General features: G+C 74.0%; 9 protein-coding genes. 1 reads left to right on the top strand and 8 read right to left on the bottom strand.

Features of this window, described 5'->3' with window-relative positions; genetic code table 11:
* Positions 1-76 precede the first annotated feature (76 nt).
* Positions 77-988 (top strand): universal stress protein, encoded by a 912-nt coding sequence (locus JK356_RS13670; protein ID WP_201868020.1) that lies wholly within the window; start codon positions 77-79, stop codon positions 986-988.
* A gap of 16 nt (positions 989-1,004) precedes the next feature.
* Here the strand turns inward: JK356_RS13670 and JK356_RS13675 are convergent, their stop codons facing one another.
* The 8 genes from JK356_RS13675 to JK356_RS13710 all read right to left on the bottom strand — a co-directional run bounded on the left by JK356_RS13675 (position 1,005) and on the right by JK356_RS13710 (position 16,291).
* Positions 1,005-2,165, bottom strand: a complete 1,161-nt coding sequence (locus JK356_RS13675) for a lactonase family protein (protein WP_201868021.1) — start codon at positions 2,163-2,165, stop codon at positions 1,005-1,007.
* Positions 2,166-2,372: 207 nt separating this feature from the next.
* Positions 2,373-4,805, bottom strand: a complete 2,433-nt coding sequence (locus JK356_RS13680; protein WP_201868022.1) for a glycoside hydrolase family 65 protein — start codon at positions 4,803-4,805, stop codon at positions 2,373-2,375.
* Complete coding sequence (locus JK356_RS13685; protein ID WP_307815564.1) at positions 4,802-5,518, bottom strand: HAD-IA family hydrolase; 717 nt, start codon at positions 5,516-5,518, stop codon at positions 4,802-4,804. The genes JK356_RS13680 and JK356_RS13685 overlap by 4 nt, the downstream gene beginning before the upstream one ends.
* Positions 5,519-5,618: 100 nt before the next feature.
* Positions 5,619-6,296 carry a pyridoxamine 5'-phosphate oxidase family protein gene (locus JK356_RS13690; protein WP_201868024.1) on the bottom strand — a complete coding sequence of 226 codons (678 nt, stop codon included), beginning with the start codon at positions 6,294-6,296 and terminating at the stop codon, positions 5,619-5,621.
* 224 nt (positions 6,297-6,520) lie between these two features.
* On the bottom strand, positions 6,521-7,963 hold the full coding sequence (locus JK356_RS13695; RefSeq protein WP_201868025.1) for an endo-1,4-beta-xylanase: 1,443 nt from the start codon (positions 7,961-7,963) through the stop codon (positions 6,521-6,523).
* 179 nt (positions 7,964-8,142) lie between these two features.
* A complete protein-coding gene (locus JK356_RS13700) occupies positions 8,143-9,210 on the bottom strand; it encodes an endo-1,4-beta-xylanase (protein WP_201868027.1) in 1,068 nt (355 codons plus the stop codon).
* A gap of 79 nt (positions 9,211-9,289) precedes the next feature.
* Complete coding sequence (locus JK356_RS13705; protein ID WP_201868168.1) at positions 9,290-14,086, bottom strand: DNA repair ATPase; 4,797 nt, start codon at positions 14,084-14,086, stop codon at positions 9,290-9,292.
* Positions 14,087-14,236: 150 nt separating this feature from the next.
* A complete protein-coding gene (locus tag JK356_RS13710) occupies positions 14,237-16,291 on the bottom strand; it encodes an SPFH domain-containing protein (protein ID WP_201868029.1) in 2,055 nt (684 codons plus the stop codon).
* Positions 16,292-16,345 lie beyond the last annotated feature (54 nt).

Consider the following 16,345-nt stretch of genomic DNA (forward strand, 5'->3'; position numbering starts at 1 on the left):
CGAAACGCGCGACAGTGGACAAAGGGGGGTGCCAGGGGACACGTCCCGACGTTCCTCCGCGCGTGAGGTGACGAGCATGACGGGCACGCCCGGCGCCGGGGACCGGCCGGTGGCGGTCGGCGTGGACGGGTCGCGGGCAAGCCGCGTGGCGGCGGACTGGGCGGCGCGCGAGGCGGCGCGCCGCGGGCTGCCGCTGCTGCTGGTGCACGCCTGGACCGACGAACCGCTGAACCCGCCGACGGCCACGGACCGCGAGGCCGCGCAGCGGCTGCTGGACGACGCGCGGACGGAGGTGGCCGCCCGCTACCCCTCGCTGCCGGTGTCGGTGCGGCTGCTGCCCGCCGTCCCCGTGGCCGGGCTGGCCGAGGTCTCGCGGGAGGCGGCCGTCACGGTTCTCGGCTCGCGCGGGCACGGGGCGCTGCTGGGCTTCCTGCTCGGCTCCGTCGGCCTGCCGGTGGTCGCGCACGCCGAGGGGCCCGTGGTGCTGGTGCGCCCGCACGGTGACGTCCGGGGCGGTCCGGAGCCGGGGTCCGCGGCGCGGCCGGAGGAGGGCGACGAGGTCGTGGTGGGCCTGGGCAGCCTCGGCGCGGCGGCCGACCCGCTGCTGTCGTTCGCCTTCACCGCCGCGCGGGCGCGGGGCGCGGCGGTGCGGGCGGTGCGTGCGTGGGGCTCGCCGTCGCTGTTCGGCCCGGAGGTGCCCCGGGAGCTGGAGACGGCGGAGCACCGCAGCGCCGAGGCCGAGGAGGGCCGCGCGCTGGCGGCCACCCTCGACCCGTGGCGGGCGCGGTTCCCCCAGGTGCCGGTGATCGAGCACCTGCGGTTCGGCAACGCCTCGGAGGTGCTGCTGGCGGCCGCGGCGTTCCGTGCGGTGCTGCTGGTGACCGGGCGCCACCGGAACCGGCCGCGCCTGGGGACGCGCGTCGGCCCGGTGGTCCACGCGGCGCTGCACCACGCCCGCCCGCCGGTGGCGGTCGTGCCCTACGGCTAGCCGCCGCCGGCCCGGGTCACAGGGCGGGCAGGACGCAGGCGACGTTCGGGTAGGACAGCGCCGTCTGGGCGTCGGACAGGCCGCCGTCCCCGGTGTCGCGGGTGAGCACGGACACCTGCGAGGAGTCCTGGTTGGCGGCGAAGATCCGGCCGCTGGCCGCGTCGAACGCCAGGTGGCGGGGGCTTCGGCCGCCGCAGGGGTGGCTGGCCAGCAGCTCCGGCGCGGTCTCCCGGTCCCCCGCGACGTCGAAGACGGCGACGCTGTCGTGGCCCCGGACGGAGGCGTACACGAAGCGCCCGTCGGGCGAGACGAGCACCTCGGCCGCCGTGGCGCCCGCCGGGTCGGCGTCCGGCGGGAGCGCGGAGACGGCGGTGAGCGGCGTGAGGGTGCCCGTCGCCGCGTCGACGGTGCAGGGGGTGAGCGTCAGGTCGAGTTCGCCGAGCACGTAGGCGGTGCGGCCGCCCGGGTGGAGCGCGAGGTGCCGGGGGCCGGAGCCGGGGGCGAAGCGGGCCTCCTGCCGCCTGGTCAGCCGCCCGGTGGCGGTGTCGAGGACGTAGACGTGCACGGAGTCGGTGCCCAGGTCGGCGGCGTACAGCAGCCCGCCGTCCGGGTGCGGCAGCACCATGTGGGCGTGCGGCCCCTCCTGCCGGTCCGGGTCCGGGCCCTCGCCGGTGTGCTGGACGAGGTCGGTGAGGCCCGTGGGCGCGCCGTTCTCGCCGAGCGCGAAGACGGCGACCGAGCCGGTGGCGTAGTTGGCGGCGAACGCGTGGCTGCCGCCGGGGTCCACGCTCACGTGGCACGGGGAGCCGCCGCCGCTGCCGACGGTGGCGAGCGGCCCGGCGATGCCGCCGCTGTCGTCGAGGGCGAAGGCGGTGACGGCGCCCTCGGCGGACTCGTCGACCGCGTACAGCACGCCGGTGGCCGGTGACAGCGCCAGGAAGCTGGGGTTGGGGGCGGGCGTGACGGCCTCCAGGCGCAGCGCGCCGGTGGTCTGGTCCGGGCGGGCGACGCCGATGCCGCCCTCCGGGTCGCCGCCGGTATAGCCGCCGAGGTAGACGGCGGGCGGGGCGGACTGGGCACGGGCGGTGCCGGCGGTGGTGCGCGCGGCGAGCGGGAGGGCGGCGGCCGATCCGCCCAGGACGGTCAGCGCGCCGCGTCGTGTCAGGTGCCGCTCCATGAGATCTCCGTTACGGTGTGGGGGGTTGGGGGCGGGCCGTCCCAGCATGGCTACCGCCCCGCCGCGGCGGAAGACCCCCTGCGGCCGGGGCCGGCCGGGTGGGCGCCCTCCGTTTCCCGAAGGAGCGGCGGCGACGACGGCCCCTCGTGGCGGCTCAGCGGCTGGCAGGCGGTCTCGTCCGCCCGGCCGGGTCGGCGCCCGCGCCGGTCAGGTGGCGGCCAGCGGCAGCAGCCGGTCCTCACCCGGCGCGATGCGCGTCGGGGCGAGGCCGGGCAGCTCGACGCGGACCGGCGTCTCCTCCCAGGCGGGAACGCCGATCAGCAGCTGGCCCGGCTTCATGTGGACCGTGACCGCCACCCCTCTGATACGGGCGGAGAACGAGAACTCGGACAGCTCCGGCAGCGGCGCCGGGTCCAGGACGAGGGCGTCTTCCCGCGCCTGAAGGCCCGTGAAGCCCCGCTGGAGCAGGTCGAGGGTCCCGGCCATCGCGCCGAGGTGGATGCCCTCCTCCGTCGTCCCGCCCTGAAGGTCCGCCACGTCGCTGGCCAGTGCCTCCTCCCACAGGCGCCACGCCTCGCGGTGGCGTACCCGCGCCAGGACCCAGGCGTGCACGACCCCGCTGAGGGTCGAGCCGTGGCTCGTGCGCGCCAGGTAGTAGTCGACGGTGCGCCGCCAGTCGTCCTCGCCGACGTCGTAGCCCAGCTGCCGGAACAGGGAGAACAGCTCGGCGGGCGGGAAGAGATAGCCCAGCATGAGGACGTCGGCCTGCTTGGACGCCTGGTAGCGGTCGACCATGTCGCCCTCCGCCTCCAGGATCCGGTCCAGCCTGCGGATGTCGCCGTACCGCTCCCGGTAGGCGTCCCAGTCCAGTTCGCGCAGCCGGCCGTAGCCGTCGAACTGGCTGAGCACCGGGCCGTCCGGGCCGTCGTGAAACGGCACCCGCAGCCGGCGGGCGACCTCCTCCCACTCGTCCGGCTCCTGCGGGCGCAGCCCGACGCGGTCGAAGACGTCCTGGCGCCGGGAGACCGGCATGGTCCGGGCCAGCTCCGCGGCGCGGCTGAGCACCCAGGCGGCCGTGACGTTGGTGTAGGTGTTGTCGTCCAGGCCGGGGCGGTCGGCGCCGGGGTAGGTCTCGTGGTACTCGTCGGGGCCGACCACGCCCCTGATCCGGTACCGTTCCAGGCCGCCGTCCCACTCGGCCTTGCCCGCCCAGAACCGGGCGACCTGGAGCATCAGTTCGGCGCCCTTGGTGTGGAGGAAGCCGGTGTCGCCGGTGGCCTGGCCGTAGCGCCAGACGTTGTACGCGATGGCCGAGCCGACATGGTGCTGCAGATGGGAGCGGTCCGGCAGCCAGCGCCCGGAACGCGGGTTGAGGTGGAGTTCGGGCGTCTCCTCCCGGCCGTCGCTGCCGGACTGCCAGGGAAACATCGCGCCGCGCTGCCCCGCCTCGCGCGCCGCCCGGCACGCCGCGGGCAGCCGCCGGTAGCGGTACTCCATCAGCGAGCGGGACACCTCGGGAAAGTGCAGGTTCAGGTACGGCAGCACGAACAGCTCGTCCCAGAAGACGTGCCCCCGGTACGCCTCGCCGTGCAGGCCCCGGGCCGGCACGCCGGTGTCCAGGCCCTCGGTGTGCGGCGAGAGCGTCTGGAGCAGGTGGAACAGGTGGAGCCGCAGGATGCGGCCGGGCTCACCGGGCACCTGGAGATCGGCGCGGCGCCACAGCCGTTCCCAGGCGTCCTCGTGCGTGTCCAGCAGGCCGGCGAAGTCCGGCGCGCGCCGCACGCGGTCCAGCGCGGCCTGGAACGGGCCGCTGATCGCGGGGTCGCGCGAGGTGTGCAGGGCGACGGTCTTCTCGACGGTGGCCTCGCGGCCGGGCCGCACCGGCAGCGTCAGCCGGTGCGCGGCGCGGAAGCCGGCGAGGCGGACGCGGGCGTCGCCGCCCCCGGTGGGCACGCGGGTGCGGGCGGCCTGCACGACGCGGATGTCGGAGCTGCTGGTGCGGCAGCGCAGCCAGACCGTGTCGGGGTCCTCGTGGCCGGTGGACAGCCGCGTCAGGTGGGTCGAGGCCAGGTCGCGGTAGCGGGCGACGCCGGTGTTGCCCGTCATGCCGTCGAGCGCGGACTCGACCTCGATCGTGCCCGACCAGTCCTCGGCGGTGAACGTCGTGCTGAGCGCGGCCAGGTGCGGGTCGCCCATGTGCACCAGGCGGACCTGTTCGACGCCCAGGTGGCGGCCGTGCCGGTCGCGGAACCGCAGGGAGCGGGTCAGGGTGCCGTGCCGCATGTCCAGGACCTGCCGGTAGCGCACCAGGCCCTCCAGGTGCCGGTCGGGCGTAAACCACTGGCCGCCGGGCCCGTCGTCGGGATGGATGCGGAAGCGCAGCGGCAGCCAGTTGGGGAGGTTGACGAGGTCCTCGTGCTCCAGGCGGCGGCCGGCCAGCACCGAGGTGAGGCGGTTGTAGACGCCCGCCGCGTAGGTGCCCGGGTAGTGGGCGGGGCTGGCCGTGGACTCGGGGGCCGCGCCGCGCGTGGCGACGTAGCCGTTGCCGAGCGTGCACAGCGCCTCCCTCAGGCGTTCCCGGCGCGGGTCGTACCCGTCGAAGACCCACAGCCAGTCGGACCAGTCGGGGCGCGTGGTCATGGCGTCGCCTCCGTGAGCAGCTCCCCGGCATCGGCGACGACCACGTCGGCGCCGTGCGCGCGCAGGCCCTCGGCCGCCGCCGGATTCGCGGGGTCCCGGTTGACCCCGACGACCAGCGCGAACCCTCCCCGCCGCCCGGCCGCCACGCCGGCCAGCGCGTCCTCCACGACGGCGGTCTCGGGCGGCTCCGCGCCCAGACGGCGCGCCGCCTCGGTGAACAGCGCGGGCTCCGGCTTGCCGGGCAGCCGCAGCCGCGCCGCGTCGTTGCCGTCCACGACGGTCTGCAGCAGCGACCGGACGCCCGCGCACGCCAGCAGGTCCCGGGCGTGCCGCGAGGCGGACACGGCGGCGCAGCGGACCCGCGCGTCGTGGAGCGCGCACAGCAGGCGGACCGCGCCGGACAGCGCCTCGATGCCCTGCTCATGCAGCAGGCGGACGAACTCCTCCTCCTTGCGTGCCGCCGTGGCGCTGACGGTGGCGGGGTCGTCGATGCCGCGGGCGGCGAGGAAGGCGGCGGCCCCGTCGTGGCGGGACTTGCCGTCCACGTGCGTGCGGTAGTCCGCGTCCTGGTCGAAGGGCGGGTCCACCCCGGGGCAGGCGTCGAAGGCCGCTTTCCACGCGGTCGCGTGCAGCCCGGCGGAATCGATGATCACGCCGTCGGTGTCGAACACCACCGCCCGGCACGCCCACAGCTTGGCTGGTCCGGTCCGCACAGGGTGTCCTTTCGCCGGATGCCCCCGGGTCGCCTGGCCGCCCCCGTTTTCCATGGGAACCCGGACCGGGCCCGCTGGCAAACCGCCGGCGGGACGCCCGTCAGCCGAAGCGGAGGCGCCGCCCGGTGACGCGGACCGGGTCGATCCGCAGCCAGAGGTTCCGGTCGCCGCGGGCCCAGGGCTCGTTCGCCTTCTCCGCGAGGCGCCCGAGGGCCTCGGCTTCGTCGATGAGGTGGGCCGGGCCGGCGACCTGCACGCTCCACCCGACGGTGAGCGCCTCGTCGAGCTGGTCCACCTCGAAGGCGACCTCCTCGCCGTCACCGTGTGACGGCGTGGCCCCCGGCTGGGTGCGGAAGACGATCACGCCGCCGGTGAACGTGTACGTCACGGGCACGATGGCCGGCCCCTCGGGCGTGGAGACGGCGAGGCGCCCGACGCTGTGCCCCGCCAACAGCCGGTGGCACTCCTCGGTGTCCAGGACCTCCAGCTCGCCCCGGTGCGCGGGCGGCTCGGGTGAGGAGGACGCGGCGACGCCGCTGAGTCCGGCCACGGTCGTCTGCAGGGCGCGGGCGACACGGGTGAGCGAGGGGAGCGTCGGGGACGCGGCCTCTTCCTCCAGGTAGCGCAGGTACTCCGGGGCGATGCCCGCGCGCTTGGCCACCTCGGTCCGGCTGAGGCCCAGCTGCTCGCGGCGCAGGGCGACCCGGCGCCCGACGTCGCTGCGGTGGTTGCGGTTCGCGTCCGGTCCGCCGCCCGAGGCGTATGGGGTTGCAGGCACGTGTCCTCCACCTCCCGGGTGAGGGTGCTCCGTCCCAGGATCACCGAGCACGGCGGCGGGCGCGAGCCGGAGCGGGCGCCGCCGCCAGGCGCGGGTGGCGCGGCGGACGGGACGGCGGGCCCGCGCGGTGCAGCCGCGCGGGCCCGCCGCAGGTGCCTGAGAGATCTCAGCGGCCTGCGGAACCGCAGGGCGTACGGAGAGTTACCTCAGGGCCGGGCCGGCGGTCACGCCGTGGCGCAGGGGGCGCCGTTCAGCGTGATCTGCGGCGTGTCGTACGTGGCGCCGCTGTCGGTCTGGAAGCCGAAGCTCAGCGTGCCGCCGGCGGGCACGGAGCCGTTGTACGGGGCGTTGGTCGCGGTCACCTGGGTGCCGCTCTGGCTGACCTGGGCGTTCCAGCCGCTGGTGACGGAGCCGGCGGGCAGCGAGAACTCGACCGTCCAGCCGCTGAGGGCCTGCTCGGTGGTGACGCTCACCTCGACTACAGAGCCCTGGTTCCAGCGGTTGACCACGCTGTAGGTGGCGGCGCACCCCTCGGGCTCCGGCCCGGGCTCCTCGCCGCCGTCATCCCCGCCGTCGTCACCGCCGTCATCCCCGCCGTCGTCACCGCCGCCGAACGCCTCCAGCATCGCGTAGTAGGCGGGCTTGGCCTGGTAGTTGTCGTCGTACAGGCAGGCGGCTCCCTCACCCGGGAAGACGTCCGGGACCCAGGAGTCGCGGTCGCTGATGCCCCAGACGGTCACGCCCACGCAGCCGTCCACGGCCAGGCAGACCTCGGTGACCTCGGCGAACTGCTCGGCCTGGCGCTGGAGCTCGGCCTGGTCGGCGGGCATCGGGATGCGGATGTCCAGCTCCGTGATGATCACTTCGAGGCCGAGGTCGACGAAGCGCTGGAGGTTGGACTGGAAGCTGCCGGGGATCTGGTCGAGGATCAGGTGGGACTGGAAGCCGACGCAGTCGATCGGCACGCCCTGCTGAAGCAGCGAGCTGACCAGCTGGTAGAGGCCGTCGCTCTTCGCGTTGATGGCCTCGATGTTGTAGTCGTTGATGCACAGCTTGGCGTCGGGGTCGGCGGCGTCCGCGACCCGGAAGGCGTCGGCGATGTACTGCTGGCCCAGGGTCTGCTGGAAGACCGACTGCCGCAGCGTGCCGTCCTCGTTGAACGCCTCGTTGACGACGTCCCAGTACGCCACGTCGCCCGCGTAGTGGCTGACCACCTCGGTGATGTGCTCGGTCATCACCGCGTTCAGCTGCTCGGCGTTGAAGCCGCCGTTGGACACCCAGGACGGCAGCTGGCTGTGCCACACCAGCGTGTGGCCGTACACCTGCTGGTTGTTCTGCTGGGCGAAGTCCACCAGGCGGTCTCCGCCGGAGAAGTTGAAATTGCCCCGGCTCGGCTGGATGGTCTCCCACTTCATGACGTTCTCCGCGGTGACGCTGGAGAACTCGCGCGAGGCGATGCTGGTGTAGGTGGGATTGCTGAGCAGGCCGTCGTTGATGGCCGTGCCGGCGAAGCGGCCCTGCGCCGCGGCCGCGTCGCGCAGCGTGCTCTGGAGCGGTGCGGCGTCCCGCTCCGCCTGCTCCGCGTGCGCGGTTCCGGTCAGCACGGCCCCTGTCAGCAGCGCGCCGGCCGCGAACGCGGCCGCGGTTCTTCGCATCAGGGAAGACATGAAGATCCTTTGCCCTTTCCGGTCAGCCCCCGCAGTTGACGTGACCGTTGTAAAGGGGGGTTACCGGGCCGTCAATCCTTCCGGAAGAAGTCCGCAAAAATTTCGACCCCGCCCGGCGCCAAGGAGGGAGGAAAGGCCGGGCGGGGTCAGGTGCGGCGGAGTTGTTCAGCTGGGAGCGCTCATCCGCCGAACCCAGTCAGGATGCCGTCGTAGGCCGGCTTGGGCTGGAGGTACTCGTCCCACGGGCAGGCCGCGCCGTAGCCCGGGAACGTACCGGGCACCCAGGAGTCGGCGTCGCTGATGCCCCAGACGGTCACGCCCGCGCAGCCGGAGACGGCCACGCACGAGGAGACCACCTGCTGGTACTGCTCGGCCTGCCGCTGCAGGTCGGAGGAGTCAGCCGGGTCCTGGATCCGGATGTCCAGCTCGGTGACGATGACCTCCAGGCCCAGGTCGGAGAACCGCTGGAGGTTCTCCTGGTAGTCACTGGGCAGCTGGTCGAGGATCAGGTGGGACTGGAACCCGACGCAGTCGATCGGCACGCCCTGGTCCAGCAGCGAGCTGACCAGGTCGTACATCGCGTTGCTCTTGGCGTTGATGCCGTCGGTGCTGTAGTCGTTGATGCACAGCTTGGCGTTGGGGTCCGCGGCGTCCGCGGCCCGGAACGCGTTGGCGATGTACTCCTCGCCGATCGTCTGCTGGAAGACCGACTGCCGCAGCGTGCCGTCGTCGTTGAACGCCTCGTTCACGACGTCCCAGTAGGCGACCTGGCCGGCGTAGTGGCTGACCACCTCGGTGATGTGGTTCTCCATCACCGCGTTCAGCTGCTCGGCGTTGAAGCCGCCGTTGGACACCCAGGACGGCAGCTGGCTGTGCCACACCAGCGTGTGGCCGTACACCTGCTGGTTGTTCTGCTGGGCGAAGTCCACCAGGCGGTCTCCGCCGGAGAAGTTGAAGTTGCCCTGGCTGGGCTGGACGGTGTCCCACTTCATGACGTTCTCCGCGGTGACGCTGGAGAACTCCGAGGCGACTATGGAGCTGTAGTTACCGTCATAGAGCCTTCCGTCGTTGACGGCCGTGCCGACGAACCTGCCGCTGGCTGAGGCGGCGTCGCGGAGCGTCTCGGCCTGCTGGACCGAGGGCCCCTGGGAAGTGTCCTCCTGTGCCTGTGCGCTGCCGTAGACCGCGCCCGCGACGAGCGTCGCGGCCGCGGCGGCGATGGCTGCCCGGCGCACGTGGGGAGACATGGGAGGTCCCCTTTCTTGTCATGCCCCCGCTGGCTTGACGTCCCCCGTTTCTAGGTGCGCCCGACCAGGCCAGTCAACCCTACCGGAACACCTCCGAAAAACTTTCGGCAGGAGTGGCGGCGGCATCGCGTACCTCGCGGCGGTATGTCTGTTTGATCTCCTCCCACCGCGCGGCCTGCTCCGGGGTGAGCCGGCCGCGCAGCTCCGCCAGCTTCAGCAGGTTCGCCTCCGCGCCCGTCGTCAGGGTCTGCGCCTCCGCCTGGTAGTGGTCGTCGATGACGGCCTCGATCTCCTCCTCGTTCATCACCGGCACCAGCCGCTCGGCCATCCTGCTGGTGTCCCGGTACGAGCCCTGGAGCAGGAACGGCGGCTCGGTGCGGTGCGCGTCCGCCTGGGTGGCGGAGGCGATGTAGGCGGCGTTGACCCGCAGCGCCGTCTCCCGGACCCGCAGCAGGCCGCGCAGCACGGACACCACCCGCTCCAGCTCCGCCGGCGGGTACGGGTGCGCCAGCTGGTCGGCGGTCACGCTGGTGTCGCCGCCCGCGAGCCGCGTCAGCAGCTCGATGTCACGCCGCTCCCGCCCGGCCAGCGGCGCCAGCACCGGGTTCGACGTCAGCGCGTTCTCCACGTGGCTGAGCGCGAACAGCTCCTCCCGGCCGGTCAGCACCTCGCCGAGGTTCCACACGTCGGCGCGGTTGGCGAGCATGTCCGGCACCCGGAACCGCGTCCCCGACTCGGTGAACGGGTTGCCGGCCATACACACCGCGAAGCGCTTGCCGCGCAGGTCGTGGGTGACGGGCTCGCCGTCGGCCACCCGCACCCCGTCCACGCGCCGCTGCGCGTCGCACAACGGGATGAAACGCTGCAGCAGCTCCGGCGAGGTGTGCTGGATGTCGTCCAGGTAGAGCAGGACGTTGTTGCCCATCTCCAGGCCGAAGTTGATCTTCTCGACCTCACGCCGGGCCGCCGCGTCCGGCGCCGCCGCCGGGTCGAGCGAGGTCGTGCCGTGGCCCAGCGAGGGCCCGTCCACCTTGACGAACACCAGCCCCAGCCGCGCCGCCAGGTACTCCATCAGCGTCGTCTTGCCGTAGCCGGGCGGCGACAGCAGGAGCAGCAGGCCCTGCCGGTCGGTGCGCTGCTCCTGTCCCGCCGCGCCGAGCTGCTTGGCGAAGTTGTCGCCGATAAGCGGCAGGTAGACCTCGTCCAGCAGCCGGTTGCGCACGAACGCCGGCATCACCCGCGGCCGGAACGCGTCCAGCCGCAGGCGGCGCCGCTCCGCCTCCAGCAGAGCGTTCCGCTGCCGCACGTACGCCCGGTGGGCGGGCACCCGCTCGGTGCGGAACTCCTCGGTGCGGGACAGGAACTCATCCAGCCGGATGGTCAGCCGGCCGCCGTCGATCCGCGGGTGGACGCCAAGCAGCCCGGTGACCTCCTCGCACAGCGGCGCGTCGATCACCCGGTGCGCCAGCTCCCCGCGGCACAGCTCCACGGCGACCGCCTCCGGCAGCTCGGTCGTCTCGCGCCCCGCCGAGGCGGCGAACGCGCCGAGCCAGGCGTGCGCCAGCTGCCACCTCGCGGCGAGCGCGGCGGGCCCTTCCCCGAGCGCGGCGAGGTCCTGCGCGAACTCCTTGGCGCCCGCCGTGCCGAGCGCGGCCCCGAAGTCGTCCAGCAGCGCCCGCGCCGCCGGGCTGACGGCGAACGCCGGGCGGCTGGCGGCCAGTTCCTCCACCAGGTAGCCGCCCACGGCCGCTGCCGCGCGGCCACCGGGCGCCGCGTCCGGCACCGCACCGGACAGGAACTCCCCCGCCGCAGTCGCCAGTTCGCCGGCCAGCTCGGCGAGCGCCGCTTCGGCACCGAACGTCTCCCGCGCCCGCGCCAGCGACTGCGCCCGCACGCTCAGCGCCGCCCGCTCCGACGCCGTCGTGCCGTGCGCCCAGAACAGCTGCGCGGCGGCCCGCACGTGCGGGGGGTACCGCAGCAGCCCGGCCGCCTCGCGCAGCCGCAGCACGGCGGCCAGGATCAGCGCGGCGTCGTGGTCGTGCACCCCCCGGTCGTAGCCCTCGTCGTACGCGGCCTCCGCCGCCCGCCGCGCCGCCGCCGCCAGGTCGCCGCCGGTCTGCCCCGCCGCCAGCATCGAGGCCGCCAGGTGCTCGGCCCGGTACACCTCGGGCGACTCGGACGGCAGCGGCTGGTCCCAGAACGGCCGGGTCCCGGCGAACGCCGGGTCGGTGACCGGCGCGCGGTAGTCGGTGCCGGTCACCGCCAGCGACAGGCCGCCGTCGTGCGGCACCAGCGTCAGGTCGAAGGGCTGGGAGGTCACGGTGAAGCGGTGGCGCCCCAGCCGCAGCGTGCCGTCCGCGCCGATCAGGTCCATCCGGTCGCGCAGCGCCCGCCCGGCCTCCTGGCGGATGGCCTTCAGCCGGCCCTCCAGCTCGTCGGCGCGCACGGTCGCGCCCAGCTCGCGCAGTTCACCCGCCGTGGCGGTGACGCGGGCGACGAGCGGGTCGGTCGCGAAGTAGGCGTTGACCTCGTCGAGTCCGCCGAGCGAGGTGGCGCGGCGGCTGACGGTCCGCAGGATGCGTTCAGCGGACTCCGCCAGCCGTTCCGCCTGCCGCTCCCGCTCGTCCAGCCGCGCCTGCTTGCGGGCGGCGAACGTCTCGTAGATCTCCTCGCGCTGCTCGGCCAGCCGCGCCAGGAAGTCGTCGAAGTGCCCGAACCGCGCCTCCAGGTTCTCCAGCTGCAACAGCAGGCGGCCCAGCTGCTCGTCGCACTCCTCGGGCGTGGTCGCGGCGGCCAGCGCCCCGGTCACGGCCTGCCCCAGCAGCGCGAACTCCGCGGCGAACTCGGCGCGTCCCTCCGACTCCAGCAGCTCCCGGCGGCGCCCGTCGAGCACGGCGCGGGCGCGGTTGAGCGCCGCCATCACCTCGCCCAGCCGCTCCAGCAGGCCGGTGCGGACCTCGGCGTCGGCGATGTCGAGGCCGCCGACGACGTCGGTGACGGCGCGCAGCGACTCCCCGTGCGCCTCGGCCTCCTCGGCCAGCGGTTCCAGCGCGGCGGCCGTGCGCGCCTCGCCCGCCCGCTCGGCGAGCCCGGCGATCGCGGCGTGCGTGGCGTCGAAGGCGTCCTCACGGGCCAGGAACGTCACGGCGCGGCGCCCGGCCGCGGCGAGTGCCTCGGCGAGCCGCTCGCCCATCGCCGCCAGCGCCTCACGGTCGATGGCGCGGGTCTCACGCAGCGACTCCGCCCGGCCCTGCGCCTGCCGCAGCTCGGTCAGCAGGGCCACCCACTCGTCCGCGGACTTCGGCGCCTCGCCGCGGGCACGGCGGATCAGGGCGGTCGCCTCGGCGTCGGCCTCCGCCAGCACGCGGGCGGCCTCCTCCCGCTCGGCGACGACGCGTTCGTGCTCCTCGACGACCCGCTCGGCGGTCTCCCGCAGCACGGCGACCGGCTCGTGCAGCCCTTCCAGGCCGGGCATGGACAGCCAGGGGAACTGGTCGGTGAACCGGTCGCAGGCGGCGGCCACCGCCTCGAACACGGCCCGGGCCGGCTCCAGTTCCCGTGCCATGCGGGCCACGGTCAGCGCCTCGGAGATGCCGCGCACCACGTCGGCGTTGCCGATGCGCGCCAGCGGCCCGGTGCCGGGCGGGCGAACGGCGGCGTGCGCCTCGGACTCGAACGGCGTGCGCCACAGCTGCACCCGGTGCACGCGCGCCGGCTCCCCGGCGGCGTCGGCGCGGCAGACCGCGAGGGTGCCGTCGTCGAACAGGGCGTAGCCGTGGCAGGTCAGCGGGGCAGCGACCTCCTTGCGGATGAGGTTGTACGGCAGCAGCAGGTAGCGGCCCTCGGCGCGGGCGTGGAAGACGTACAGCACGTCCTCGCCGCCGGGGGCGTGGAGGGCGCGCTCGAACTCCAGGGCCTCAACGTCGGTGTCGAAGGTCCGGGCGGCGTGGCCGGCCGGGGCGGCGGCCAGGTAGTAGGCGCCGGGCACGATGATGCCCTGGTCGTCGGGGAGCGTCAGGCACGCCTGCCCGATGGCGTCGAGGCGCACGATGTCGCTGGTGCGGGTGTTGCAGACGAAGTAGCGCTGCTGCGTCTCGTTGTACGGCAGCACGCGCAGCAGCACCAGCGGGCCGACGCGGGCGTAGGCGATGCGGGCGTCGGCGAGCGCCTGGAGCGGCTCGTCGACGGGCTCGCTGTGGACGGTCTCGCCGGCCGTGAGGGTCAGGCGGCCGCCGGTGATGCCGGCGGTGACCCCGGCAGTGCTCTCCGAGGCGCTCCCGGGAATCCGCACGTGCGGGTGCTCCCCCGGCACGTGGTCGTCGCGGCCGGTCTCGGTCCACGTGACGTCCTGCTGCGGCGGGAAGACGTGGTCCCGCTCGCCCTTGGCGTCGAGGTACTCGGGCGGCTCGCCGGGCGCCAGCCGCCACCGCAGCACGCGGATGTCGGTCAGGCGCTCGCCGGTGGTGAAGACGGCGAGGAGGCGGGAGGCGGTGACGCGCAGCTGGAGCAGCCGGGTGTTCCGGTAGTAGCGGTACAGCTCGCCGACGTCGCGCTGGAACCGCGGGTCGTCGAGCAGGCCGGGGATCGCGTCGGGCGGCGCGGGGGTGAAGTGCCCTGTGGCGGCGTCGGGTTCGGCCACGGGCCGGAAGAGCGTGAAGACGTCGCCGACCTCAGTCTCCGGTTTGAGCCCGGCCTGCGGGTTGGCGCCGAGCAGCAGCAGGCCGCCGACCTGGACGATGTCCCGCGGCACGCAGGCGAGCGCGGTGCGCAGCCGGTCGGTGGCGGCCAGTTCGAGTTCGCTGCCGCCGAACGTCTCCACGCGCCGGGCGTTCAGCCGCTGGGCGCGGGCTGCCAGGTCGCTGGCGGCGGCCGCCATGCGGTCGCGCAGCACCTGGTAGGTGTCGCCGCCGAGAGGGGTCTCCTGGTCCGTCACGTCGCTGCCTTTCGGGCCTTCCGGGGGTGTGTGCCGTCCGCGGCCCGCCCCGCCCGGCCGCCGGTGACCGGGGCCGGGCGGGGCGGGCGGCCGTCACTTGGTGAGGCTGACGCCGTTCGCCGGGGCCGCCGGGGCAGCGGCCGCGCCGGCCAGGTCGGCGAGCCTGGTCTCGCCCAGGCCGCGCGCGGTGACGGTGTCGAGCAGTTCGCGCAGCTGGTCCGCCCGCTCGCCGCTCGAAGCGGAGGCGAGCCGGCCGAGCAGCCCGGCCAGCGTCAGGTCCCGCAGGCCGCCGGGGCCCAGCCCGCCCAGCATGGCGGTGAGGTCCCGCGTGAACGTGGACGACTCCTGGTCCAGCCACGGCCCGGCCAGCGCCTGGACGTGCTCGGAGCGGTCGATGAACCCGTCGACGCCCTTGGCCGCCGTCACCGCCCCGATCAGGCGGTCGAAGAAGACGGACTCGCCGCCGACGATGTCGATCTTGGCGTTCTCCAGCCCGGTCGAGATGAGCGACGCCTGGGACTCGGCGATCTTCTGCTGGACCTCGATGCCGGCGAGCCGGATGTCCTTCTCGGCCTGGAGCCGCATCCGGTACTCCTCGTGGTCGCGCCCGGCGCTGTCGAGGGCGGCCATGGCGCCGGCCTTCTCGCGCAGCGCCTCCGCCTCCGCCATGCCCTTCTCGCGCAGCGCCTCCGCTTCCGCCTGGCCCATCGCCCGCGCGGCTTCCGCCTCGGCGTGCCGGGTCTTGGCGAGGGCGTCGGCCATGCGCTCCTTGACCTCGGCCTCCGCCAGGCCCACGGCCCCGGCGTCGGCCCGCTTGCCCTCGGCCAGCCGCACGGCGGCCTGGGCGTCGAGGTCGGCGGCCTTCAGCCGGGCCTCGGCCATCACGAAGCTCTCCCGGGCGCGGTGGCTGGCGGCCTGCTCCGCGGCCTCCGCCGCCTTGATGTCCTTGACCAGCCGCTCCTGCGCCTCGGCCTCGGCCGCGATGATGAGGGCCTGCCGCTCGCGCTCGGCCTCCTCGACGGCGCGCAGCTTCTTGATCTCCTCCTCCTGCTGCGCCACGGTCTTCTCGACCGCGATGCGCTCGCGGATGACGTCGGCGATCTCCCGCTTCTCGCCCTCGATCTCCTTGTCCTTGGCGATGCGGCGCAGCTCGGTCTCGCGCTCCCGGGCGATGACCTCCAGCAGCCGGTCCTTCTCGATGCGCTCGTTCTCGATGGCCAGGACGCGGTCGCGGTTGAGGCGGGCCACGGCGACCTCGCGCTCGCGGTTCTCGTTCTGCACGCCCAGCGCCTCGTCGGTCTTCAGGTGCGCGGACTGCGCGCGCAGCCGCTCCTCGGCCTGGATGCGGGCGGTCTCGGCCTCCTCGCGGGCGCGGGTGGTCTCGATCTCGCGGCGCTGCTTGATCTCGGCGTCGGCCTGGCGGCGTTCGAGCTCCAGGACGGCCTCGCGGGCGTCGACGTTCTGCCGCGTGATCTCCTTCTCCTCGTTGCGGCGGTACTCGTTGGTGCGGACGTTCTGCTCGGCCGTCAGCTCGGTGATCTTGCGGATGCCCTGGGCGTCGAGGATGTTGTCCTTGTCGAGCTGCGACAGGGGGGTCTGCTCCAGGTAGTCGATCGCGGCGTCCTCAAGGCTGTAGCCGTTGAGGTCGGTGCCGATCACGGCGATGATGCGGTCGCGGAACTCGTCCCGCTTGGTGTACAGGTCGGCGAAGTCCAGCTGCTTGCCGACGGTCTTGAGCGCCTCGGAGAACTTCGCGCTGAACAGTTCCTGGAGCGTGACCTGGTCGCTGGCGCGCTGGGTGCCGATGGCCTGCGCGACCTTGATCACGTCGGAGACCGTCTTGTTGACCCGCACGAAGAACGTGATGCGGATGTCGGCGCGGATGTTGTCCTTGCAGATCAGGCCGTCCCGGCCGGTCCGGCCGATCTCGATGGTCTTCACCGAGATGTCCATCAGCTCGGCCTTGTGCAGCACGGGCAGCACGACGGCTCCGGTGAAGGTCACGTCGACCTTGCGCACCTTGGACACGATCAGTGCCTTGCCCTGCTCCACCTTCCGGAAGAGGCGGGTGAGCATGAACAGCACGGCGATGGTGATGAGCAGCACGATGGCGATGAGCACGCCGATGCTGGTCCCGATGTTGTTCATGGGACGGGAACCCCCCTGTGAGGTTGTCGGTTGGCCCGTGTCCGGCCGTGCGCG

Origin of the sequence: Streptomyces sp. 7-21 (assembly GCF_016741785.1) — a bacterium.
Lineage (GTDB): Bacteria > Actinomycetota > Actinomycetes > Streptomycetales > Streptomycetaceae > Streptomyces.

Excerpts from the sequence above, each read along its gene's own strand:
- JK356_RS13670 (WP_201868020.1), top strand. The coding sequence starts at position 77 with ATGACGGGCACGCCCGGCGCCGGGGACCGGCCGGTGGCGGTCGGCGTG.
- JK356_RS13675 (WP_201868021.1), bottom strand. The coding sequence starts at position 2,165 with ATGGAGCGGCACCTGACACGACGCGGCGCGCTGACCGTCCTGGGCGGA.
- JK356_RS13680 (WP_201868022.1), bottom strand. The coding sequence starts at position 4,805 with ATGACCACGCGCCCCGACTGGTCCGACTGGCTGTGGGTCTTCGACGGG.
- JK356_RS13695 (WP_201868025.1), bottom strand. The coding sequence starts at position 7,963 with ATGTCTTCCCTGATGCGAAGAACCGCGGCCGCGTTCGCGGCCGGCGCG.
- JK356_RS13700 (WP_201868027.1), bottom strand. The coding sequence starts at position 9,210 with ATGTCTCCCCACGTGCGCCGGGCAGCCATCGCCGCCGCGGCCGCGACG.
- JK356_RS13705 (WP_201868168.1), bottom strand. The coding sequence starts at position 14,086 with ATGGCGGCCGCCGCCAGCGACCTGGCAGCCCGCGCCCAGCGGCTGAAC.
- JK356_RS13710 (WP_201868029.1), bottom strand. The coding sequence starts at position 16,291 with ATGAACAACATCGGGACCAGCATCGGCGTGCTCATCGCCATCGTGCTG.